This window comes from Pseudomonas sp. S44, from assembly GCF_016624805.1.
Lineage (GTDB): Bacteria > Pseudomonadota > Gammaproteobacteria > Pseudomonadales > Pseudomonadaceae > Aquipseudomonas > Aquipseudomonas machongensis.
In genome coordinates, this window is sequence record NZ_JACVTY010000003.1 from 135,177 (window position 1) to 157,820 (window position 22,644).

A 22,644-nucleotide genomic window follows, 5' to 3' on the forward strand; every position below is an offset into this window, starting at 1 on the left:
AAGGGCGCAATGATTCCCCAAACGGATCCAGACAATGCTCGAGTCAGAGTGAAACGAACCTGCGAACGCAGGCTCACGCAGCGCGCGATTATCCAGCAGGCTGCGTTACAACGCATCAGGCTGGACAAACTATTTATCGTACAAAACCCCTTGTTTTCCTACAAACAAGGGGTTTTTGCGGCTCATATTTGTAACATAAATGTTACGGGGCCATCATTGACCAGGTGAACCTGCATATCTGCACCAAAACGGCCACTCTCGACGTTCGAGTGCTGAAGCTTAGCCTGCTGCAAAAGATAGTCGAAAAGCTCGGCTCCCAGTGCAGGCGGCGCCGCCGTCGAAAAGCCCGGCCGCATGCCACTACGGGTGTCGGCGGCCAGGGTGAACTGCGACACCAGCAGCAGCCCGCCGCCGATGTCCTTGAGCGACAGGTTCATCTTGCCTTGCGGGTCGCTGAACACCCGGTAGTTCAGCAGCTTGTGCAAAAGCTTATCGGCATGTTCGCGGGTATCTTCAGGCTCGACCGCCACCAGCACCAGCAAACCCTGGTCTACGGCGCCGACGATCTCGCCCTCGACTTCGACCCGTGCTGCGCGTACACGCTGCAGCAGGCCCTTCATGCTTCTTCCAGGGGCAGGTCGAGCAGGCGACGCGCCATCTGGTCTGCCGCGCGTACCAAGGCATCGGTGATGCCTGGCTCGGACGCGGCGTGGCCAGCATCGCGGATCACCTTGAGTTCGCTGTTCGGCCAGGCCTGGTGTAGCTCCCAGGCGTTGTCCAGCGGGCAGATCACGTCATAGCGTCCATGCACGATCACCGCCGGCAGGTGGGCGATCTTCGGCAGATCGCGGATCAGCTGGTCCGGCTCGAGGAAGGCATTGTTCATGAAGTAGTGGCATTCGATACGGGCGATCGACAGCGCACGCTGAGGCTCGGAGAAGCGATCGACCACCAGCGGATTGGGACGCAGCGTGGCAGTACGGCCTTCCCAGGTCGACCAGGCCTTGGCGGCTTGCATCTGGGCGATCTGGTCGTGGCCGGTCAGGCGCTTGTGGAAAGCCTTGACCAGGTCGCCGCGCTCATCGGCCGGGATCGGCGCGATGTAGTCCTGCCAGTAGTCGGGGAACAGACGGCTGGCGCCCGCCTGATAGAACCATTCTATTTCCTGGGGACGGCACAGGAAGATCCCGCGCAAAATCAGGCCATGCACGCGCTCGGGGTGGGTCTGGGCGTAGGCCAGCGCCAGCGTCGAGCCCCAGGAGCCACCGAACAGTACCCATTTGTCGATGCCCAGGTGCTCGCGGATGCGCTCCAGGTCTTCGATCAGGTGCCAGGTGGTGTTGTTCTCCAGGCTCGCGTGTGGCGTGGAGCGCCCACAGCCGCGCTGGTCGAAGGTGATGATGCGGTAGAGGTTGGGGTCGAAGTAGCAACGACTCTGCGCGTCGCAGCCCGAGCCCGGACCTCCGTGGATGAACACCACCGGCAAACCTTCAGGCGAACCACTTTCATCGACATACAACACGTGCGGCGCTTCCACGGCCAGATCGTGCCGGGCGTAGGGTTTGATCTGCGGGTAGAGGGTCTGCATTGCGCACTCCGTGTGAGGATTGTTCGGCCGAGGGCCATCATAAACCTGAATTGCGCTTTGAGCATGTACCCGTGTGATGGGCCTGCCAGATCATTGCCCCACGGCCTCTATAAACTGTTATGTCAGCCTGGCCTGCGCGGCTCACTAGCATCGGCGATTTCCCCATGAGACACCGCCATGAAGCCTTCAGCCCCCCTCGCTCCCCACGCCTTGATCGAACACAAGATGCCGCCGTGGATGCACACAACCCCTGCCCATGCGCACACCATCATGCGCGAAACCCTCAAAACCCCGCCGACCTGGTTCGCGCAGGCCAACACTACCACCCGTGACCTTGCCCAGGCCTATACCGACTACCAGGCCCACAGCACCGAGCTCAATGCGCAACTGGGTGCGCTCCCGGCGCTGACAGCGTTCGCCACCCAGCACTTGCGCCAGGCGATTGAAAAGCGGTTCACGTTGTCCCTCGACGTGTCCACCCACTACCTGATCAATGCCAGCAAGGCAGAAGCCTACAAACTGCAGCTGGAAGGCGATCCCGTCGTCAATGGGCAGCGTGCGTTGAAACTGGCCACTCAATCGCTGCTGCACTGTGCGCTGCAGAATTTCGAGGAGGCCGAAGCCGAGCCCAATGGGCTAGATGGACAATGGCTCAGCGCAGCCGTTGTCGACAGCAACACTTTTACGTTCCTTACGCCGGACGGAAAGCAACTCTCCATCGTTCCCCACGAGTTCGCGGCCCTGAGCCGTGAGCTGGACATCGGCGGCCAGTACCAGACGCTGATCGGCGACGTGTTGAACTCCGCGGCGCCAGCGCTGCGCGCGACCGAACAGGCGGCCTTGCGCGTGGAGGTGCATAAAGCCTTACTCAGCCAAGCGATCGACGCCGAATTGCACTCGATACTGCTCGCCCTCGTCGAGGACAAGCCAGCCGAGTACCAGGGCAGCCCGGTGCGTTGCGCCGGGCTGGCCCTGTTCGGGGTGCCGTTGACCGGGGCCATGGTCATCGGCGCCGTCCCCTCTCCCGAGCAGCTACTGACCTACGATCCGCTGCTATTGCCGCACAAAGGCCTCCTCGTCACCTACCTGCCCGGCAGCGACACCCCCTTGCAGCAGCACCATTCGGTGCACGAGGCACAGGCCCACTTGCGCGAACAGCTGTGGATGATGCCGATCGATCAGCTCAAGCGCGCAGTGCCGGCGCGTGACAGCGCCACCTTCTTCGAAAAGCTGCGCGACTGCCTGCAACCGGTCGACTGGAGCACCGTACAACCTGGCCCCGACGGCCAAGACGGCCAGGTCGAGCGGGTCCGCGACCCAGACGCCTGGGTTCCGGTGACCCTGGAGCCCTTGCGCCAGCCGCTGCTCACCCATCAGGTCGAGCACAAGCAGCAGCGGCTCAAGGACGACGCGGCATTCCACGCGGTGCCCACCGCCGTCGAGGACGAAAAGACCGCCGAAAAGCGTCGAGCCTACTTCACCCAGCTGGCATTCGACGCGCTCAACATCAGCGCCTTCTTCATACCCGTGCTGGGCCAGGTGATGATGGGCGTGGCCGCTATCCAACTGAGCTACGAGGTGTTCGAGGGCCTGGACAGCTGGGCCAGCGGCGACCAGCAACAGGCCTTCGAGTACCTGATGGATGTGGTCGAGAACGTGGCGCTCACCGCCGCACTGGGGGCCGCCGGCGGCACAGGCGAGGTACCGGCGCTCGAGCGTATTCCGGTCGAAACGCCCTCGTTCATCGAAGAACTCACCCCCGTCGAACTGCCCGATGGCCAGACCCGCCTGTGGGCCCCCGACCTGCGGCCGTTCGCGCACGACATTCTGCTGCCAGCCGACCTGCAGCCAGATGAATTCGGCCTGTACCATCACCAAGGCAAGACCTGGCTCGCGCTGGACGGCACCCACTATTCGCTGAGCCAGGCGACGCCTACTGGTGAATACCGGCTCGAACACCCGCACAACCCGCAGAGCTACCAACCGAGCCTGCGCCACAATGGTGCCGGTGCCTGGCTGCACGAACTGGACCAGCCGCTGACCTGGCAGGCGCTTACCCTCATGCGTCGCGCAAGCCCGCTGGCCGCCGCGTTCGATGATGCAACCATCACCCGCATTCTGGAGATCAGCGACACCCAGGAAGACGTGCTGCGCCGGATCATCGCCGATAACCAGCGGCTTCCCGCACTGCTGGAAGACACCCTGGCGCGCTTCACGCTGGACCAGCAGATCAGCCAGACGCCCGCCTACGCCGAGCCACACATGGCCCAGGCAGAATTCGCCAATCGCTACAGCGCCTTGTCGAGCAGCGTGACGCCATCCGCAGAGCTCATCCAGCAGCGCTACCCGCAACTGCCGAATGCCATCGTCGAGGAACTGCTGCGCCACGCCACGCCCGAGGAGCTGCAAAGCCTGGCACAAGCCAAGGTGCCCTACCGCCTGGCCCAGGAAATACGCCTCTACCAGCAACAGGTGCGCCTGGCGCGTGCCTACGAGGGGTTATTCCTGGACTCGGTGCGCAATGCCGATAGCGAGCGGCTGGCGCTGTACACGCTGGAGCAGTTGTCCGACTGGCCAACCGGCACCCGCCTGACACTGGAGCAGTTGCCTGGCGGAACCTTCGAGATCGGCACCACCGACACGCAGGGCCAGACCCTCGTCAGCACCGCCTCAGGCTACCTTGCGGAATCGGCCACCTCCTTGTCCTCGCATACTTCGTTGTACAGCGCACTGCTCGAGGTGATACCCGCCGCCCTGCGCGAAACACTGGCGGGCGACGGTGCCGAACAGACCCTTGCCTTGCAGCGCCTGATCCAGGCCAACCTCCTGCCACGCGCTACGTTCAGGCGCCTGCTGGGCATGCAACCGCTGAACCCAGGCTACCGCTCACCGATGCGCCTGGCCGACGGGCGCATCGGCTACCCACTGGGCGGTCGAGGTGCGGTTGGGGGTTCGTTCACCCGCCATACACTGCTGCGCATCATCCGCACCCTCGAACTGCCCGAACACCTCTCCCGCTCGGCCGAACAGATCCTGACCCGCCTTGAAACCAGCGGCATGAACCGTTCGGACATCCATAACCGCCTGCGCGAGCTGCAAGAACAGCGCACCGCCCTGCAGCGCTGGCTGGACGATTGGCGCACGGCGGTCCACCCCGACATCCTTGTCCCGCCACAAACGTTCTCCGAGCTTCAGGCACGCTTCATGAATCACTGGCACCGCAACGCATTGCCCGCCCTCGGAGACACCCAAGCCCCGCTGCACCTGGAGCGCATCGACCTCAGCAGCTTCCCTTCGGACCTGCCCGACTTCCTCAGGGCGACCATCACGCACGTGCAACTGACCGAGCCGTCATTTGGCAGTAGCGTGGGTTGGACCGCATACGAGCGGCACCTGAACAACCTGTTCCGACAGTTGCCAGGCGTGCGCTCACTCGAAATCAGCCGCCCCTACTCGCAAACCGCCGCCCCATCGCAAATGCTGTTCAGCGTTGGGTTGATGGCAATACACTTCCCCGAACTCGAATCGCTCAGCCTGCTGAACCAGAACCTGCAACTGTCCGAGAGCGACATCAACAGCCTCGCCGGCCTGCCTCGCCTGCGTCGCCTGGACTTCAGCGGCAATCGCCTTTCCGAACGCTACCGCCCGGATTTTCGCGAGCTCACGCTGGACTACCTTGGTCTCGACCGTATGACCCTCGACCACTGGCCGCAGGGTCTGGGCCTAGGGGCACTGGCGAACATCGGCGAACTTTCGCTACGCGACAACAACCTGCGGGTACTGCCTGGCATGCTGCTCAACAGCCACGCCGACGCACGCCCACACACCGTCATCACACTGGAAGGCAACCGCATCAGCGATGACCAATTGCTGCGCCTGCTGTTGGCCCAGGAAGCGTCGAGCCCCAACGTCACGGTCGATATCTCGCCCAGCCTGCGTACCCGTCTCGACCAGCACCTCCAGCAACGCCAGACGCTGCACGAGGCCATCGACCAGTGGGCCAACGCCTCCAGTTCGAGCGCACCGCCAAGCCAAGCCGCGACACTTGCCCGCCGCCGTATCGGCTCCGCGTTGAGCACCTTCTGGCAGAGCCAGGAACAAGGCCTGACCCAGACGACCTTGCGCTTGGAAGACATGGACCTGGGGCATTTCCCGCCACAGTTGCCGACCTTCTTCAACGAGCGGGTGCGCAACCTGTCCCTATCCCGAGCGAGTGGAAGCACAGAGCAGTTGGATGCGTTTCTCGCCCGACTCCCGAACGTCGAGAGCCTGAACCTGGTGGAATACATCGGCGCCACCCAGACCCTGCCCACGGCACTGCTCCGCCTGCCACGCCTGACCTATCTTTCGATGCGCGACATGAACCTGGAGGTGGACGACAGCATGCTTGCAACCCTCGCCCACTTGAGCAACCTGACAGTGCTGGACCTGGGCGGCAACCACATGGGCAACATCACCCAAGTGCCCGAAGCGCTACGCAACCTGCGCCGCCTCGACCTGAACAACATGGGCCTGCAGCAATGGCCGGCATGGATCGACAGCCTGCTGCCGATGGACATGCTGGATCTCAGTGAAAACCAGCTCACCGAACTTCCCGAATACATCCTCAGCAACATCGATAACGGTTTCCCGATCTCATCGATCGCATTGTTCGGCAACCCGTTGAGCATGGACACCATGACGCGCGCGCGCACCTCATCGGACAGCCAGCACAGCTATACCTTCGCCATGGACGTGCCCGAAGATCTGCTCTTGCTCACCTCTTCAGATGATGAAATGGCTGGCGGACACCTGCATAACCCGATGCTCTCTGCCGATAACGACCTGCCCAACGTCGACGACTGGTCGCTCGGCGCCCAGGCGCAGAACGAGGCCCTGAGAAGCGCCTGGGAAACCCTCGAAGAAAGCGGTGACGCTGCCAACCTGCTGGCGCTGGTCGGTCGGTTGCGCCAGGCTGCCCCCTATCGCAACGGCCAGACCCGCCAATCGTTCTGCGAGCGCGTGCGTCTGATGCTGGTCAAGGCCGCGGTCAATACCGAGGAGCGTCTGCTGTTCAACGCCGTGGCCGAAGAGGCCCTGGTGCAGCCCGACACCGGCAACCAGACCTGCCATGACGGCGCCCTGCTGGTGTTCCAGAACATCGAACTGCTGATCGACGGCCGGCGCTTGCTGACCGAGGCGGCAGAGTCGGAGCACACGCTCTACCGGGAGCTGCGTCGTCTCTTCCGCCTGCACCGGCTGGACGAGATCGCCCGGGACAAAGCCAGGGGGCGCGACGAGGCAGAGGTGCGCCTGGCCTATCGACGCGGGTTGAATGCGGAACTCAAGCTTGGCGTACCGGACGACAACATGCTGTACGAGGCTTTCGCCGATGTCAGCCGTAACGAGCTGGCGCTGGCCGTGGACCAGGTGCACCGCGAAGAACAGGGCGAGTCGTTCCTGAACTACGCCACCAGCAACGAAGAATGGATTCGCTACCTGCGCCACACCCACCAGGCGCGCTTCGAAGCGATCGAACAGCAGTACCAGGCGCAGGTACTGGCGTTGCCCGAGCAGTTCCCCGACAGCACCCTGGAGCAACTCGCGCCGGAGTTCGACAGCTTGAAGCATGAAAAGCAGGCAAAGGAAGCCCGCCTGATACAGGAGCTGACCCTCCAGGCCAACCCCGAGCGCGAATGACCCGCTGGCGACACCGCACTACCCCGGGCCGGCTTTGTCCCGGCCCGGGGTTGCCCTCACTTGCCGTAACGCCCCTTGCCCCATTCGAGCACGCTGGCGAGCAGGCGCCGCAGCACCTCCTGCGTGGGCCGCGCCAGGTCCTCGCGGTAGGCGAACGGCTCAACCTCTTCCATGTAGGTGCTCTGCGCCAGTTCCAACTGCACCGCGTGGACGTGGTTGGCCGGATCGCCGTAGTGACGGGTGATATGCCCGCCCTTGAAACGCCCGTTGAGTACATGGCTGTAGGCAGGTGCGTCGGCGCACACCGCCTTGAGCCGCTCGGCCAGCGCCGGGTCGCAGCTCGCGCCGTTGAAGGTACCGAGATTGAAGTCCGGCAGCTTGCCCTCGAACAGGTGCGGAATCAGCGAACGGATCGAGTGGGCGTCCCACAGCAGCGCGTAACCGAACTCGGCCCGCAGGCGATCCAGCTCCTGGCGGAGAGTGCCGTGGTACGGGCGCCAGATCTTCTCCAGGTAGGTGGCACGCTCGTCGGCCGACGGCACCTGCCCTTCCTTGAACAGCGGCTCTCCGTCGAACAGCGTCGCCGGGTACAGCCCGGTGGTGGCGCCGACGTACAACGGCTTGTCGTCGTCCGGCCGGTTCAGGTCGATGACGAAGCGCGAGTACTCGGCCGCCACCACGCTGGCCCCCAGCTCACGGGCAAAGTCGTACAGCTGCGGAATATGCCAGTCGGTGTCCGGCAGGCTCCTGGCCTCGTCCACCAGCCCGGCTTCGACCGCCGGGGTCAACGTGAGACCGGCGTGGGGCATGCTGATCAGCAGCGGCAGGCGACCTTGATGAAAACTCAATACCTTGTCCATGACGCCTCGCTCAGTGGGAAATTTCGTGGCCCAGGCGCACCACGCGCTTGGGCAGGTCGCCACCCAGCCAGTAGGCCAGGTCGGCAGGACGGTCGATCTGCCAGGCGACGAAGTCAGCGACCTTGCCAGCCTCCAGCGAACCATGGCTGTCGCCCAGGCCCAAGGCCGTGGCGGCATGCAAGGTGACACCGGCCAAGGCCTCTTCCGGGGTCATGCGGAACAGGGTGCAGCCCATGTTCAGCATCAGGCGCAGCGAAAGCACCGGCGAGGTGCCGGGGTTGAGGTCGCTGGACAGGGCGATCTTCACGCCATGCCGACGCAGGGCGTCCATCGGCGGCAACTGGGTTTCACGCAGGAAATAGAACGCCCCCGGCAGCAGCACGGCGACGGTGCCCGCCTGGGCCATGGCGATGGCATCTTCCTCGGTCATGAATTCCAGGTGATCGGCCGACAGCGCCTGGTAGCGTGCCGCGAGGCTCGAACCATGCAGCGACGACAACTGCTCGGCGTGCAGCTTGACCGGCAACCCCAGTTCACGCGCCTTGATGAACACCCGCTCGACCTGCGCTGGCGAGAACGCCAGGTGTTCGCAGAACGCATCCACCGCATCCACCAACCCTTCGGCGGCCAGGGCCGGGAGCATCTCGTCGCAGATATGGGTGATGTAGTCATCGGCCCGCCCGGCGTACTCCGGCGGCAATGCGTGAGCGGCAAGGCAGGTGGCGCGCACGGTCACTGGCAGCTCTTCGGCGATGCGCCGGGCAACGCGCAGCATCTTGCGCTCATTGGCCAGGTCAAGGCCGTAGCCGGACTTGATCTCCAGTGTGGTGACACCATCGCGCAGCAACGCCTGAACACGCTGACGGGCGCTGGCCAGCAGTGCGTCCTCGCTGGCCGCACGCGTGGCACGCACGGTGCTGGCGATGCCACCGCCCTGGGCGGCGATCTCGGCATAGCTGACGCCCTGCAGTCGCTGTTCGAACTCACCACTGCGGTTGCCGCCGAACACTGTGTGGGTATGGCAGTCGATCAAGCCAGGAGTGACCCAGGCGCCGCCCAGGTCGACCACACGCTCGGCATCGACGCCCGGCAGTTCGGCCTTGGGGCCGATCCATTCGATCAGCCCGGCATTGGTGACGATCGCCGCATCCTCGATGATCGAGTAGCTGCCGTTGGCCATGGTGGCCACGTGGCAGTGCTGCCAGAGGGTTCTCATAAAGCTCTCCACAAGTCAGCGGTGCAGTTCGGCCTGCTCCCGGGCGACCTGGCCCTGCCCCGAGCGCGGCTTGCACCACAGCAGGTAGGACAGCACCAGGAACACCACCCACGCCACGCCCACCAGCAGCGCCGCCTGAGTGTTCGGGAAGTAGCCGAGCACACCGAAAATGAACAACATGAACACAATCGCCAGCGCCGGGCCCCACGGCCAGAACGGCACCGGGAACTCCAGCGCGGCCGCTTGCTCGCGGCTCATGCGCCGGCGCATGGCCACCTGGGTGACCAGAATCATCAGCCACACCCACACGGTGGCGAAGGTGGCGATCGAGGCGATCAGCAGGAAGACGTCTTCCGGAATCAGGTAGTTGAGCAGCACCCCCAGCAGCAGCGCAGCGCCCATCACCAGCACCGTCAGCCACGGCACGCCGTGCCGGGACAACTGTGCGAACCCTCGCGGCGCCTGGCCTTGCTCGGCCAGGCCGTACATCATGCGACCCGCACCGAAGATGTCGCTGTTGATCGCCGAGACCGCCGCGGAAATCACCACCACGTTCAGCACCGCAGCGGCCGAGCCGATGCCCAGGTTGCTGAAGATCTGCACGAAGGGGCTGCCCTGGGTGCCGATCTGTGGCCAGGGGTACAGGCACATCAGCACGAACAGCGTCAGCACGTAGAACAGCAGGATGCGCAGCGGCACGGCGTTGATCGCCTTGGGGATGACGCGCTTGGGATCCTGCGCCTCACCGGCGGTGATACCAATGATCTCGATGCCGCCGAAGGCGAACATCACCACCGCGAACGAAGCGATCAGGCCGCCGATACCATTGGGCAGGAAGCCGCCATGCTCGAACAGGTTGGCGACCCCGACCCCGGCTTCGGCACCGGCCTGGCCCAGACCGAACGCCATGATGCCGAAGCCGGCCACGATCATCGCAACGATGGCGCCAACCTTGAGCAGCGACAGCCAGAACTCCATCTCGCCGAACACCTTGACGTTGCACAGGTTCAGCCCGCCGATCAGGAACACGATGCCCAGTACCCAGATCCAGCGCGGTACCTCGGGGAACCAGAAGCCCATGTAGATCCCGAACGCGGTGACGTCGGCGATGCACACGATGATCATCTCGAAGGCATAGGTCCAGCCGAGCACGAACCCGGCCATTGGCCCGAGATAGGTGCTGGCGTACTGCCCGAAAGAACCGGCCACGGGGTTGTGCACCGCCATTTCACCGAGGGCGCGCATGACCATGAACACCGCCGCGCCGCCGATCAGGTAGGCCAGCAGCACCGCTGGCCCGGCCATCTGGATCGCCGACGCCGAGCCGTAGAACAGGCCGGTACCGATGGCCGATCCCAAGGCCATGAATCGAATGTGTCGGGCTGTCAGCCCGCGTTTGAGTCCTTGTGCTGGTTGCATGGTTCGTCCTTATTGTTGTTCTCAAGAGCCTCATCGCGGGGCCAGCCCGCTCCTGCAGGTTCGACTGCGGGAGCGGGTTCGCCCCGCGAAGGCATGGACACCGATCACAGGCTCGGCAGCACTCCAGCCGGCAACAAGCCGGTCAGGCGCCCGTCGGCCAGCAGCTCCACAGCCACCTCGATATCCGGCGCGAAGAAGCGGTCACGGTCATAGTGCGGTACCTCGCGGCGCAGGGTCTGGCGCGCCTGCTCCAGCTTCGCCGAGGTCTTCAGGCCCTCACGCAGGTCCAGGCCCTGGCAAGCGCCCAGCCATTCGATGGCCAGCACGCCACGGGTGTTCTCCGCCATCTCCCACAGACGCTTGCCCGCGGCGGGGGCCATCGACACGTGGTCTTCCTGGTTGGCCGAGGTCGGCAGGCTGTCGACGCTGTGCGGGTGCGACAGCGCCTTGTTCTCGCTGGCCAGCGCGGCGGCGGTGACCTGGGCGATCATGAAGCCGGAGTTGACCCCGCCGTTTTCCACCAGGAACGGCGGCAGCTGCGACATGTGCTTGTCCATCATCAGCGAGATGCGGCGTTCGCTCAGCGAGCCGATCTCGGCAATGGCCAGGGCGATGTTGTCAGCCGCCATGGCTACCGGTTCTGCGTGGAAGTTGCCGCCCGAGATCACTTCGTCCTCGGCGGCGAACACCAGCGGGTTGTCAGAGACGGCGTTGGATTCCACGGCCAGCACTTCGGCAGCCTGGCGCAGTTGGGTCAGGCAGGCGCCCATGACCTGCGGTTGGCAGCGCAGCGAGTACGGGTCCTGGACCTTGCCGCAATTCTTGTGCGATTGCGAAACCTCGCTGGAGTCGCCCAGCAGGTCGCGGTAGCAGGCGGCAGCGTCGATCTGGCCCCGTTGGCCGCGCACCTCATGGACACGCGCATCGAACGGCGAGCGCGAGCCCAGTGCCGCTTCCACGGTGAGCGCACCACAGGCAATGGCCCCGGCGAAGAGGTCTTCGGCCTGGAACAGGCCACGCAGCGCATAGGCGGTGGACGCCTGGGTGCCGTTGAGCAGGGCCAGGCCTTCCTTGGCAGCCAGGGTCAGCGGCTCGAGGCCAGCCACCGCGAGGGCTTCGTTGGCATTCAGCCATTGCCCCTGGTAACGCGCCTTGCCCTCGCCCAGCAACACCAGCGACATGTGCGCCAGCGGCGCGAGGTCGCCAGAGGCACCAACCGAGCCCTTCAGCGGAATGTGCGGATAGACCTCGGCGTTGACCAGGCTGATCAGCGCATCGATGACCTTGCGGCGGATGCCGGAGAAACCCCGGCTGAGGCTGTTGATCTTCAGCACCATGATCAGGCGCACCAGCGCGTCGTCCAGCGGCGCGCCGATCCCGGCAGCGTGGGACAGCACCAGCGAGCGCTGGAGGTTTTCCAGGTCGTGGCTGGCGATGCGGGTCGAGGCCAGCAGGCCGAAACCGGTGTTGATGCCGTAGGCCGTGCGGTCTTCGGCAAGAATGCGCTCGACGCAGGCAACGCTGGCGTCGATGGCGGCACCCGCGTCGGCATCCAGGCTCAGGCGCACCGGCGCCTGGTGGATGCGGCGCAACTGGGCCAGGGTCAACTGGCCGGGGGTCAGGGTCAAAGCTTCCATGTTCATGCTCCTTGTTATTTTGTCTAGTGCAGCGCAGCCAGCAACGGCTGCGGCAACCGGGGATCCTTGAGCAAGGCCGCGGTGCTGGCGATGTCCGGCGCCAGCCAGCGGTCCTGCAGGTAGGCCGGCACGCTCTCGCGCAGCAAGCGCCAGGCCGCGTCGGTGCCCGCGCCGAACCGCTGTTCCTTGAGGAATTCGAATGCCTGGGCGGCCAGCAGGTACTCGATGGCGAGGATCTGCGTGCAGTTCTCCAATACCTGGTGCAGCTTGAGTGCGGCATTGGTGCCCATGCTCAGGTGATCTTCCTGCAGCCCCGAGGTGACGAAATTGTCGAGCACTGCCGGCTGCGCCAACTGGCGGTTCTGCCCGCACAGCGAGGCGGCGACGTACTGGGCGATCATCATCCCCGAGTTGACGCCGGGGTTGCTGACCAGGAACGCCGGCAGGCCACTGACATGCGGGTTGACCAGGCGGTCCAGGCGGCGCTCGGCGATCGCGCCGATCTCGGCCATGGCGATCGCCAGCAGGTCGGCAGCCAGGGCCACCGACTGGCCATGGGGGTTGGCCTGCGAGACCACACGGAAATCGTCCGGTGTACCGAGCAGCAGCGGGTTGTCGTTGGCGCCGTTGAGCTCGGCCTCGACCTGGCGCACCACGTGGGCCAGTTGGTCGCGGGCCGCGCCGTGCACCTGCGGAATCGAGCGGATGCTCAGGGCGTCCTGGGTCCGGATGCCTTTGCTCGAGGCGATCACTTCACTGCCATCGAGCAGCGCGCGCAGGTTCTCGCCCACCAGCTGCATGCCTGGGTGTGGCTTGAGGGCGATGATCTCGGCGTCGAACGCAGCGATCTGGCCGCGCAGGGCCTCGAAGCTCATGGCGCCGATCACATCGGCCCATTGCAGCAGGCGGCTGGCGTCATCCAGCGCAAGGCTGGCGAGGCCGGTCATGCACGGCGTGCCGTTGACCAGGCATAGCCCGTCCTTGGCTCCGAGCTGCACCGGCGCAAGCCCGGCATCGGCCAAGGCCTCGGCGGCCTCGACGAGGCGCCCGCGATAACTGACCTTGCCCACACCCAGCAGGCTCACGCCGATGTGGGCCATGTGCGTGAGATAGCCCACCGAGCCCTGGGACGGGACCTGCGGGGTAATGCCATGTTCGAGCAACGCCAGCAGCGCCTCGACCACCGAACGCTGCAGGCCCGACTTGCCATGGCTGTAGTTGACGATGGCAGCGCAGATGATCGCTCGCGTCTGTTCGTCCGACAGCGCCGGACCGACGCCGCAGGCGTGGCTGAGCAAGGTGTTGCGCGACAGTGCGCTGAGCTGCTCGCCCTGCAGCGAGACGTTGCACAGGGCGCCCAGGCCGGTGTTCACGCCATAGGCGCGCTCGCCGCTGTCGACGATACGCCGGACGATGGCCTGGGCATTGTCGATACGCGCCCACACCTGCGGCGCCAGCTCCAGGCGCGCGCCGTGGCGGGCCACGGCGGCAATGTCCTGCCAGCGTACCGGCCCGTTGCCGATCACCACGACTTCAGGTTTCGACATGATGCTCCTCATACCGCGACGGCGCGGCGCTGAACGAAACGGTCAACGTATTCGTCGGCCGGCGAGTGCAGGATTTCCTGCGGCGTACCAACCTGGATCAAGCGGCCATCCTTGAGAATGGCGATGCGGTTGCCGATGCGTACCGCCTCGTCCAGGTCGTGGGTGATGAAGACGATGGTCTTGTGCAGGGTTTTCTGCAGTTCCAGCAACTGGTCCTGCATCTCTGCGCGGATCAGTGGGTCGAGGGCGCTGAAAGCCTCGTCCATGAGAATGATGTCGGTATCGGCGGCCAGCGCCCGGGCCAGGCCCACACGCTGGCGCATACCACCGGAGAGCTGATGCGGATACTTCTTCTCGTAGCCCTTCAGACCCACGGTCTCGATCCACTGCAGCGCACGTTCCTGGCACAGCTGCTTGCTCTCGCCACGCACCTTCAGGCCGTAGGCGACGTTGTCCAGCACATTGCGGTGCGGCAGCAGCCCGAAGCTCTGGAACACCATGCTGATCTTGCGTCGGCGGAATTCGCGAAGGGCCTCCATGTCGTACTGCAAGATGTCCTCGCCATCGACCAGGATCTGCCCGCTGGTGGGGTCGATCAGGCGGTTGAAGTGGCGCACCAACGTGGACTTGCCCGATCCGGACAGGCCCATGATGACGAAGATCTCGCCGCTGCCGATCGACAGCGACAGGTCGTTGACCCCGACCACGCAGCCGGTCTGCGACAGCACCTGCTCCTTGCTGCGCGCCTCACGGATCAGTTGCAGGGCTTCCCCGGCGCGCTCGCCGAAGATCTTGAAGACGTTCTTCACTTCGATCTTGCTGATCGGCTGCGTGCTCATTTGCTCACCTCATGACGTGGCCGACCATAGGCCTGGGTAATGCGGTCGATCACCACCGCGAGAATCACGATGGCCAGGCCCGCTTCGAGGCCGCGGCCAACGTTGAGGGTCTGGATACCGACCAGCACATCCTCGCCCAGGCCACGGGCGCCGATCATCGAGGCGATCACTACCATCGACAGGGCCATCATGGTGGTCTGGTTGATCCCGGCCATGATGCTTGGCAGTGCCAGCGGCAGTTGCACGCCGAACAGCTGCTGCCAGCGGTTGGCGCCGAAAGCATTGATCGCCTCCATCACCTCGCCATCGACCTGACGGATCCCCAGGTCGGTCAGGCGAATCAGCGGCGGCGCGGCATAGATGACCGTGGCGAAGATCGCCGGCACCTTGCCCAGGCCGAACAGCATCAGCACCGGGATCAGGTACACGAAGCTGGGCATGGTCTGCATGATGTCCAGCAGCGGCATCAACACCGCCCGCAGGCGGTTGCTGCGCGCCGACAGGATGCCCAGCGGAATGCCCACCAACACCGAGATCAGCGTGGCCACCAGCATCAGCGCCAGCGTCTGCATCAACTTGTCCCACAGGCCGACGGCGCCGACCAGGAACAGCAGGCCGGCGATCACCAGGGTCGGCAGGATGCGGCGGGTGGCGTGCCAGGCGATGACCGCGACGATACCCAGCATCAGCCACCAGGGCGTTGCACGCAGCAGGCCTTCGAGGTTGACGATGGCCCACAGCAGGGTGTCGGAAATGTGCCGGAACACATCGCCGTAGTTGGTCACCAGCGCATCGACCCAACCATTGACCCAGTCGGCGATGGAGAATGTGAGATTGTCAGGGAACATAGGTACCACTCATCAGGTGAGGACGCTCAGAGCGCCGCATTGATCTTCTTGGCAGCGTCTTCACTGACCCACGCCTGCCAGACTTCAGGATGTTCCTTCAGGAAGATCTTGGCCAGCTTCGGCGATTCGATGCGTTCCTTGCTCATGCGCCCCAGGTTCTGGTTGAGAATGTCGATCGGGATATTGACCTTCTCCAGCACGCCGACCAGCTCCGGCGCTTGTTCGTGGAAGGTTTTCGACAGGCCGACCTTGATCGACACGGTCTTGTCGACGCCCGGTTTTTCCTCGAGCTTGACCAGGTCGATCTGGCCCATCAGCGGGGTTGGCGTCCAGTAGTAGAAGAGGATCGGCTCGCCGCGCTTGTAGCTCGACAGCGCCGCCGCATCCAACGCAGGGCCGGTGCCCGGGCGGAAGTTGGTGAATTTGTCTTCCAGGCCGTATTCCTTGAGCATCTGGGTGTTGTCCAGCTCACAGGTCCAGCCGGCCGGACAGTTGTAGAAACGGCCTTTGCTCGGTTCTTCAGGGTCCTTGAAGAGGCTGGCGTACTGGGCCAGGTCGGCAACGTTCTTCAGGCCTGGCGCCTTGGCTTCGAGCTTGCGCTTGGCATCGCCCTCGATCACGTAGCGCGGCACGTACCAGCCTTCGACCGCACCGACCACCGGTGCGCCGACGCCGACCACCTTGCCGGCTGCCTCAGCCTTTTTCCACACTTCGCTGCGACCCACCCACTCCTCGGCAAAAACCTGGATATCGTTGGTGCCCAGGGCGTTCTCCATGGTGATGGAGTTGCCCGGCAGGCTGTCGGTCTTGCAGTCGTAGCCCTTCTCGAGCACGAACTGCATCACATCGGTCAGCAGCATGCCGCTTTCCCAGTTCAGCCCGGCGAATTTCACCGGTTTGCCGGATTCGCACCAGGTAGCGGCCTGAGTGACACCGGCGCTGCCGAGCAGGCCAAGGGCGAACAGCGAAGCAAGCAAGGTCTTGTTGGTTTTCATTGCGTGACGCTCCCAAACTTAAGAAGTGGAAATCGGCAGTCCTTGCAAAGAAGGTGGATCACCTGGGGCCACTGCGTGCCCCTTCGCGGGCAAGCCCGCTCCTACAGTAGGAGCGGGCTTGTCCCGCGATGGGGCTGCGCAGCAACCCCTGGGACGCGGATCAACCCGTGATCATCGGCAGGTTCAGACCCTGCTCTTTGGCGCAATCGATCGCAATCTGGTAACCGGCGTCGGCATGGCGCATCACACCGGTGGCCGGGTCGTTGGTCAGGACGCGGGCAATACGCGCAGCCGCTTCGTCGGTGCCGTCACAGACGATCACCACACCCGAGTGCTGGGAGAAGCCCATGCCCACGCCACCGCCGTGGTGCAGGGAAACCCAGGTGGCGCCACCCGCAGTGTTGAGCAGGGCGTTGAGCAGCGGCCAGTCGGACACGGCATCGGAGCCATCCTGCATGGATTCGGTTTCACGGTTCGGGCTCGATACGGAGCCGGAATCCAGGTGGTCACGGCCGATCACCACCGGGGCGGACAACTCGCCGCTGCGCACCATTTCGTTGAACGCCAGGCCCAGCTTGGCGCGCAGGCCCAGGCCAACCCAGCAGATACGTGCCGGCAGGCCCTGGAAGCTGATGCGCTCGCGGGCCATGTCCAGCCAGCGGTGCAGGTGCTCGTCGTCCGGGATCAGTTCCTTGACCTTGGCGTCGGTCTTGTAGATGTCCTGCGGGTCGCCCGACAGGGCTGCCCAGCGGAACGGGCCGATACCGCGGCAGAACAGCGGACGGATGTAGGCGGGCACGAAGCCTGGGAAGTCGAAGGCATTCTTCACGCCTTCTTCCTGGGCCATCTGGCGGATGTTGTTGCCGTAGTCGAAGGTCGGCACGCCGGCTTTCTGGAAGTCGAGCATGGCTTGCACGTGCACCGCCATCGATTGCTTGGCGGCCTTGACCACGCCAGCCGGGTCGGTCTTGGCGCGGTCGCGGTACTGCTCCCAGGTCCAGCCGATCGGCAGGTAGCCATTGAGCGGGTCGTGGGCGCTGGTCTGGTCGGTGACCATGTCCGGACGCACGCCACGCTTGACCAGTTCCGGGAGGATTTCAGCGGCGTTGCCATGCAGGGCGATGGAAACCGCCTTGCCTTCGGCGGTGTACTTGGCGATGCGCGCCAGGGCGTCATCGAGGTCGGTGGCCTGCTCGTCGACATAACGGGTGCGCAGGCGGAAGTCGATGCTGACCTGCTGGCATTCGATGTTCAGCGAGCAGGCGCCAGCCAGGGTCGCGGCCAGAGGCTGGGCGCCGCCCATGCCGCCGAGGCCTGCGGTCAGAACCCAGCGGCCCTTGAGGCTGCCGCCGTAGTGCTGGCGACCGGCTTCGACGAAGGTTTCGTAGGTGCCCTGGACGATGCCCTGGCTACCGATGTAGATCCAGCTGCCGGCGGTCATCTGGCCGTACATGGCCAGGCCCTTGGCATCCAGTTCGTTGAAGTGCTCCCAGTTGGCCCAGTGCGGCACCAGGTTGGAGTTGGCGATCAGCACGCGCGGGGCGTTGCTGTGGGTCTTGAACACCCCAACCGGCTTGCCCGACTGCACCAGCAAGGTTTCATCGTCGTTCAACTCCTTGAGGGTGGAGACGATCTTGTCGTAGCACTCCCAGTTGCGCGCAGCACGGCCGATGCCGCCGTACACCACCAGCTCCTTGGGGTTTTCGGCCACTTCCGGATCAAGGTTGTTCATCAGCATGCGCAGCGGGGCCTCGGTCAGCCAGCTCTTGGCGTTCAGCTGGGTGCCACGTGGGGCGCGGATCTCGACGTCACGGAAAGTGGTGGGCTTTTTGTCAGTCACGAAAGGTGCTCCTTGAGCGATCTATTCAAACCCGACGAGATCGGCGGGCCGGGGCTGTTCGGTACCGTGCGGATGGGACGGCCTATCCACTATCGCGCACTTATCTTTACTTGTACATACAAGCATATGCAATTGAATTGCCGAGTCATCGAAACGGGTGGTTCGAGAGGCTCGGGCGATGGGCTGAAGGCCTCGTGGTTCAAGGCCTTGGGACGTGAAGAAAAATCGCGGGAAGGATTTGCCGGGGAATTCAGACAGCAATGGCTTTGCGCCACTTTGGGGCATTCGGTAACAGGGCGCGCTGTTTGCGGGCGTTACCGGGTAACTGTTTTGCAGGGTTTTTGAGGGCCCTATCGCGGGACGAGCCCGCTACTACAGGTTCGATGCGCCAGCCAGACCGGCGCTGAACCTGTAGGAGCGGGCTCGTCCCGCGATAGGGCCCTGAAGACTTACAACAGTTGAGGGCTCAACTCGATAACGCAGCAGCGCCCCGATACCTCGACCTCCAGCAAACCCGCGTTACCACTGAGTTGCAGGCAGTCATACAACCCAAGCACCGACGCCTGCCCCTGGATCCCGACGCGCAGGTCCGCCTCGGCACTGAACACCAGCACGGTCTCGGCCGAACTGAACAGGCGAGTCCCCCCCATGAACCACTGCAACCGCGCGCGGTAGCGGTTCGGCGCATAGATCAGGTTGAAGTCGCGGATCGGGCCACCCTGCAGCGTGCAGGCGACCTGGCTCTCGCCGCTGAACGCAAAGGCATCGAACGGCAGCAGCGGCCGGCTTTCGTGACCGTCCACCGACAAGCGCATGCCATCGCCCTGCAGCACGGTGATGATCCGCTGGTAACCGGTGAAACTGGAAAAGCCGCCGGAAGCCTCGATATCGGCGATCGACAGGCGCCAGCCGAACCCGTCCAGGCCAACGCCCGCATCGCGGGTGATCTCTTCGGTGGACCCACCACCGTTCTTCCAGGGCATGCGCGGATAATCGTGGGCACGCAACAACTGCAGCTGGCTCATTTGCTGAAACGTCCTTCCAGGCGATGACGGGAACCGGGGTGAATCAAGCGCGCGGCGGTAACCGGCTGGCGGCCCGACCAGGTACGCCGACGGATGAGCAGGCAGGGCTCGCCACGCTCGATCTGCAACAGCTTGCATTCGTCTGGGTCAGCCAGGATCGCTTCGACCACGTGCTCGCCTTCGGTCAGCGGCGCGACCTGGGACAAGTACGCATAAGGCGTCTGCCGGGTGAAATCCTGGCGCAGGTAATCCGGGGCGATCGCCGCGTTCACATAGCGATCCTCGATCTGCACCGGCACATCGTTTTCGTAGTGCACGATCAGCGAATGGAACACCCGCTGCCCCTCGCGCATGTCCAGGGCCATGGCGCGCTCGGAACCTGCGGCCTCCTCGGCGAGGATGATCACCTGGCAGCGGTGCTGATGCCCGCGGCTGGCGATCTCGTCGGCAATGTTGTTGACTTCGAACAGCGCCGAGCGCGTCTTGGGTTCGGCGACGAAGGTCCCGACGCCCTGCATGCGGACCAGCAGGCCCTCGGCGGTCAGCTCGCGCAGGGCGCGGTTGATGGTCATGCGGCTGAAGCCCAGCTGGCTGACCAGCTCGCTCTCCGACGGGACGCGATGATGAGGCGGCCAGCTGCCGTTTTCGATCTGCTGGACGATCATCTGCTTGACCCGCGCATACAGCGGCGCCGGCCCTTCGCCCATCTGGGCCACCAGCGCGGAGACGGAAGGTGTCGGCACGGCTATGCATCCTTGTGCAATTTGATTGACGGTAGCTTGCCGCAGTTTACCCGGCAGGCAAACGTCTGTATATGTATATACAAATAACGATACAGGATGACCGAGTGATGTCCGCCTACTTCGCCGAACGCGCCCTGCTCCCTTCAGGCTGGGCCAGCAATGTCCGCCTTGAGGTGTCCACCGCCGGACGCCTCGAAAAAATAGACGTGAACGCCAGCGCCGAAGGCGCCGAACGCTTGGCCGGCCCGCTGCTGCCGGGCATGCCCAACCTGCACTCCCACGCCTTCCAGCGCGCCATGGCAGGCCTGGCGGAGGTGGTCGGCAACCCCAACGACAGTTTCTGGACCTGGCGCGACCTGATGTACCGCCTGGTCGGCCTGATCACTCCCGAGCAATTGCAGGTCATCGCCCGCCAGCTGTACATCGAGATGCTCAAGGCCGGCTACACCTCGGTGGCCGAATTCCACTACGTTCACCACGACAATGCCGGCACGCCCTACGCAGACCCCACCGAGCTGTCGCGCCAGATCAGCGCGGCAGCGAGCGCCAGCGGCATCGGCCTGACGCTGCTGCCGGTGCTGTACTCCCATTCCGGCTTCGGCGGCCAGGCGCCGAACGAGGGCCAGCGCCGCTTCATCAACTCCACCGAGCAGTACCTGCGCCTGCAGGAGCAGCTCAAGCCGCTGCTGGCCGCGCAACCCGCGCAGCACCTGGGCCTGTGTTTCCACTCGCTGCGCGCGGTAACGCCACACCAGATCGCCGAAGTGCTGGGCGCCAGCGACAAGACGTGCCCGGTGCACATCCACATTGCCGAGCAGCAGAAGGAAGTCAACGACTGCCTGGGCTGGAGCGGCCGTCGCCCGGTGCAATGGCTGTACGAGCACGTCGAGGTGGATGCGCGCTGGTGCCTGGTGCATGCAACCCACGTCGAGGCCGACGAAGTCAGCGCCATGGCCCGCAGCGGCGCGGTGGCAGGGCTGTGCCTGACCACCGAGGCCAACCTGGGCGATGGCATCTTCCCGGCCGTCGACTTCCTGGCCCAGGGCGGGCGCATGGGCATCGGCTCGGACAGCCATGTTTCGCTGAGCGTGGTCGAAGAGCTGCGCTGGCTGGAGTACGGCCAACGCCTGCGCGATCAGCGACGCAACCGGCTGTACCGCAGCGACCAGCCGATGGTCGGCCGCACACTCTACGACGCGGCGCTGGCAGGCGGCGCGCAGGCCCTGGGGCAAGGCATTGGCGAGCTGGCGGTGGGCAAGCGTGCCGACTGGCTGGTGCTCGATGGCCAGGATCCGTACCTGGCGACCTCGACCGGCGACGGCATCCTCAACCGCTGGCTGTTCGCTGGCGGCGACCGTCAGGTACGTGATGTGATGGTTAACGGCCGGTGGGTGGTACGCCAGGGGCGACATGCGCTGGAAGAGCAAAGCGGGCAGGCATTCGCCGCGGTACTGCGCACGCTGCTGGGCTGAAAGCCGGCGTGATCAGCTGCGGATCGCGCCAGGCCTGACCTGGAGCCCGGGAGACTCAATGCCGGGCAACGATCGCCCTGTCCGACACCCGCCAGATCAGCCGACTGGTGTCATACCCCTGCTGGCGAGCCTTCGACAGCAGGTTCTCGCGCTCCCACGCCGGCAGGCTCGGAGTTCGCGACAGGATCCACAGGTACTTGCGATTCGGGCTGCCGACAATCGCAGTGCGGTAGTGATCGTCCACGTACAGGATCCAGTAGTCCGCCTTGGTCAGCCCCGGTACCAGGCGCGTGAACCAGTTGTCGAACTCCACCCACAACTTGTCGGTGTGCCCCGGCGCCTCGATGCCCGCACGACCTTCAGCGCGCAACCATTCATCACCTTCGGTACGGCAACGATTGAGCACACCCAGGCTGCCATCGGGCTTGAGGTTGTAATGGGCTTCGGACTGCGCGCAGCCTTCCTGGAAGCGCATCGGCAGGCGGGCCAGCTCGAACCACTTGCCCTGGTAGCGCTTGAGGTCGACGTTGCCGGCCGTCTTGGGCGCCAACGAATCCACCGACGAGCTGGCACACCCGCCCAACGCCAACGCCAGACCCAGCGCCAGCAGCAGATGCGCGGCCCTCATTTGAGGCCCTGCCCTGAGTACATCAACACCTTGTCAGCGGCGTACTGAACACTGATGAAGCTCTTCTCGTCCCCCCAGGTACAGCTGCTCATGCCGAGTGCGCCCGAGCACTCCTTCGGCGACCCGAGCAGTTGCTCGACCTCGGCCTTGCTCATGCCGGCCTTGAGCTTGGAATAGTTTTCCTGGTTGATCTTGCTGCAGGCGGTCAGGACGACCAACAAGGACAACAGGGCGAGGGAACGCAACGACATGAAGGGCTCTCCTGGAGATGGATGCAACAGGCGAGACGGCCTGCAGAGACCTTAGAA

At 64.5% G+C, this 22,644-nt stretch carries 18 protein-coding genes; 3 read left to right on the forward strand and 15 right to left on the reverse strand.

Going from position 1 to position 22,644, the window contains the following annotated elements; translation table 11 throughout:
• Positions 1–182: 182 nt before the first annotated feature.
• Together dtd and pip are read right to left on the reverse strand one after the other, a co-directional pair.
• Positions 183–620, reverse strand: a complete 438-nt coding sequence (gene dtd, locus IAE40_RS04740) for a D-aminoacyl-tRNA deacylase (protein WP_065863878.1) — start codon at positions 618–620, stop codon at positions 183–185.
• Positions 617–1,588 carry a prolyl aminopeptidase gene (gene pip, locus IAE40_RS04745; RefSeq protein ID WP_054894800.1) on the reverse strand — a complete coding sequence of 324 codons (972 nt, stop codon included), beginning with the start codon at positions 1,586–1,588 and terminating at the stop codon, positions 617–619. The genes dtd and pip overlap by 4 nt, the downstream gene beginning before the upstream one ends.
• 177 nt (positions 1,589–1,765) lie before the next feature.
• Here pip and IAE40_RS04750 point away from each other — a divergent pair, with 177 nt between their 5' ends.
• Positions 1,766–7,267, forward strand: coding sequence for a dermonecrotic toxin domain-containing protein (locus IAE40_RS04750; protein ID WP_200602751.1), 5,502 nt, complete (start codon positions 1,766–1,768; stop codon positions 7,265–7,267).
• A 56-nt stretch (positions 7,268–7,323) separates the two neighbouring features.
• Here the strand turns inward: IAE40_RS04750 and hutG are convergent, their stop codons facing one another.
• The 9 genes from hutG to hutU form a co-directional block, all read right to left on the reverse strand.
• Complete coding sequence (hutG, locus tag IAE40_RS04755; protein ID WP_125931231.1) at positions 7,324–8,127, reverse strand: N-formylglutamate deformylase; 804 nt, start codon at positions 8,125–8,127, stop codon at positions 7,324–7,326.
• Positions 8,128–8,137: 10 nt separating this feature from the next.
• Entirely contained in the window at positions 8,138–9,343 is a 1,206-nt protein-coding gene (hutI, locus tag IAE40_RS04760; protein WP_200602752.1) for an imidazolonepropionase, read from the reverse strand.
• A gap of 15 nt (positions 9,344–9,358) precedes the next feature.
• Positions 9,359–10,762: an amino acid permease gene (locus IAE40_RS04765; RefSeq protein ID WP_200602753.1), complete on the reverse strand. Its 1,404-nt coding sequence runs from the start codon at positions 10,760–10,762 to the stop codon at positions 9,359–9,361.
• Positions 10,763–10,866: 104 nt separating this feature from the next.
• Positions 10,867–12,399, reverse strand: coding sequence for a histidine ammonia-lyase (gene hutH / locus IAE40_RS04770; protein ID WP_125931228.1), 1,533 nt, complete (start codon positions 12,397–12,399; stop codon positions 10,867–10,869).
• A gap of 23 nt (positions 12,400–12,422) precedes the next feature.
• Positions 12,423–13,946, reverse strand: a complete 1,524-nt coding sequence (locus IAE40_RS04775) for an HAL/PAL/TAL family ammonia-lyase (RefSeq protein WP_200602754.1) — start codon at positions 13,944–13,946, stop codon at positions 12,423–12,425.
• An 8-nt stretch (positions 13,947–13,954) separates the two neighbouring features.
• Positions 13,955–14,785, reverse strand: coding sequence for a quaternary amine ABC transporter ATP-binding protein (locus IAE40_RS04780; RefSeq protein ID WP_054894807.1), 831 nt, complete (start codon positions 14,783–14,785; stop codon positions 13,955–13,957).
• Positions 14,782–15,633 carry an ABC transporter permease gene (locus IAE40_RS04785; protein ID WP_063541402.1) on the reverse strand — a complete coding sequence of 284 codons (852 nt, stop codon included), beginning with the start codon at positions 15,631–15,633 and terminating at the stop codon, positions 14,782–14,784. Before IAE40_RS04785 ends, IAE40_RS04780 begins: the two co-directional genes overlap by 4 nt.
• A gap of 26 nt (positions 15,634–15,659) precedes the next feature.
• Positions 15,660–16,628, reverse strand: a complete 969-nt coding sequence (locus tag IAE40_RS04790) for an ABC transporter substrate-binding protein (RefSeq protein ID WP_197893379.1) — start codon at positions 16,626–16,628, stop codon at positions 15,660–15,662.
• Positions 16,629–16,788: 160 nt separating this feature from the next.
• Positions 16,789–18,468: a urocanate hydratase gene (gene hutU, locus IAE40_RS04795; RefSeq protein WP_063541406.1), complete on the reverse strand. Its 1,680-nt coding sequence runs from the start codon at positions 18,466–18,468 to the stop codon at positions 16,789–16,791.
• Between the two features lie 12 nt (positions 18,469–18,480).
• Between hutU and IAE40_RS04800 the strand changes: the two genes are divergently transcribed.
• Positions 18,481–18,813 carry a hypothetical protein gene (locus tag IAE40_RS04800; protein WP_200602755.1) on the forward strand — a complete coding sequence of 111 codons (333 nt, stop codon included), beginning with the start codon at positions 18,481–18,483 and terminating at the stop codon, positions 18,811–18,813.
• 104 nt (positions 18,814–18,917) lie between these two features.
• On the opposite strand, the gene IAE40_RS04805 is transcribed toward IAE40_RS04800, so the two are convergent.
• Together IAE40_RS04805 and hutC are read right to left on the reverse strand one after the other, a co-directional pair.
• On the reverse strand, positions 18,918–19,493 hold the full coding sequence (locus IAE40_RS04805) for a HutD/Ves family protein (protein ID WP_153774278.1): 576 nt from the start codon (positions 19,491–19,493) through the stop codon (positions 18,918–18,920).
• On the reverse strand, positions 19,490–20,200 hold the full coding sequence (gene hutC / locus IAE40_RS04810) for a histidine utilization repressor (RefSeq protein ID WP_172964844.1): 711 nt from the start codon (positions 20,198–20,200) through the stop codon (positions 19,490–19,492). Before hutC ends, IAE40_RS04805 begins: the two co-directional genes overlap by 4 nt.
• 143 nt (positions 20,201–20,343) lie before the next feature.
• On the opposite strand from hutC, the gene IAE40_RS04815 reads away from it, so the two are divergent.
• On the forward strand, positions 20,344–21,708 hold the full coding sequence (locus IAE40_RS04815) for a formimidoylglutamate deiminase (RefSeq protein ID WP_200602756.1): 1,365 nt from the start codon (positions 20,344–20,346) through the stop codon (positions 21,706–21,708).
• Between the two features lie 55 nt (positions 21,709–21,763).
• Here the strand turns inward: IAE40_RS04815 and IAE40_RS04820 are convergent, their stop codons facing one another.
• Positions 21,764–22,336 (reverse strand): lipocalin family protein, encoded by a 573-nt coding sequence (locus IAE40_RS04820; RefSeq protein ID WP_197893383.1) that lies wholly within the window; start codon positions 22,334–22,336, stop codon positions 21,764–21,766.
• Positions 22,333–22,587 (reverse strand): outer membrane protein assembly factor BamE domain-containing protein, encoded by a 255-nt coding sequence (gene bamE / locus IAE40_RS04825; protein WP_054895277.1) that lies wholly within the window; start codon positions 22,585–22,587, stop codon positions 22,333–22,335. Before bamE ends, IAE40_RS04820 begins: the two co-directional genes overlap by 4 nt.
• Between the last annotated feature and the right edge of the window lie 57 nt (positions 22,588–22,644).

Excerpts from the sequence above, each read along its gene's own strand:
- IAE40_RS04805 (WP_153774278.1), bottom strand. The coding sequence starts at position 19,493 with ATGAGCCAGCTGCAGTTGTTGCGTGCCCACGATTATCCGCGCATGCCC.
- hutG (WP_125931231.1), bottom strand. The coding sequence starts at position 8,127 with ATGGACAAGGTATTGAGTTTTCATCAAGGTCGCCTGCCGCTGCTGATC.
- IAE40_RS04765 (WP_200602753.1), bottom strand. The coding sequence starts at position 10,762 with ATGCAACCAGCACAAGGACTCAAACGCGGGCTGACAGCCCGACACATT.
- bamE (WP_054895277.1), bottom strand. The coding sequence starts at position 22,587 with ATGTCGTTGCGTTCCCTCGCCCTGTTGTCCTTGTTGGTCGTCCTGACC.
- hutH (WP_125931228.1), bottom strand. The coding sequence starts at position 12,399 with ATGGAAGCTTTGACCCTGACCCCCGGCCAGTTGACCCTGGCCCAGTTG.
- dtd (WP_065863878.1), bottom strand. The coding sequence starts at position 620 with ATGAAGGGCCTGCTGCAGCGTGTACGCGCAGCACGGGTCGAAGTCGAG.
- hutI (WP_200602752.1), bottom strand. The coding sequence starts at position 9,343 with ATGAGAACCCTCTGGCAGCACTGCCACGTGGCCACCATGGCCAACGGC.
- IAE40_RS04750 (WP_200602751.1), top strand. The coding sequence starts at position 1,766 with ATGAAGCCTTCAGCCCCCCTCGCTCCCCACGCCTTGATCGAACACAAG.
- pip (WP_054894800.1), bottom strand. The coding sequence starts at position 1,588 with ATGCAGACCCTCTACCCGCAGATCAAACCCTACGCCCGGCACGATCTG.
- IAE40_RS04775 (WP_200602754.1), bottom strand. The coding sequence starts at position 13,946 with ATGTCGAAACCTGAAGTCGTGGTGATCGGCAACGGGCCGGTACGCTGG.
- hutC (WP_172964844.1), bottom strand. The coding sequence starts at position 20,200 with ATGGGCGAAGGGCCGGCGCCGCTGTATGCGCGGGTCAAGCAGATGATC.
- IAE40_RS04815 (WP_200602756.1), top strand. The coding sequence starts at position 20,344 with ATGTCCGCCTACTTCGCCGAACGCGCCCTGCTCCCTTCAGGCTGGGCC.
- IAE40_RS04785 (WP_063541402.1), bottom strand. The coding sequence starts at position 15,633 with ATGTTCCCTGACAATCTCACATTCTCCATCGCCGACTGGGTCAATGGT.
- IAE40_RS04780 (WP_054894807.1), bottom strand. The coding sequence starts at position 14,785 with ATGAGCACGCAGCCGATCAGCAAGATCGAAGTGAAGAACGTCTTCAAG.
- IAE40_RS04820 (WP_197893383.1), bottom strand. The coding sequence starts at position 22,336 with ATGAGGGCCGCGCATCTGCTGCTGGCGCTGGGTCTGGCGTTGGCGTTG.
- IAE40_RS04790 (WP_197893379.1), bottom strand. The coding sequence starts at position 16,628 with ATGAAAACCAACAAGACCTTGCTTGCTTCGCTGTTCGCCCTTGGCCTG.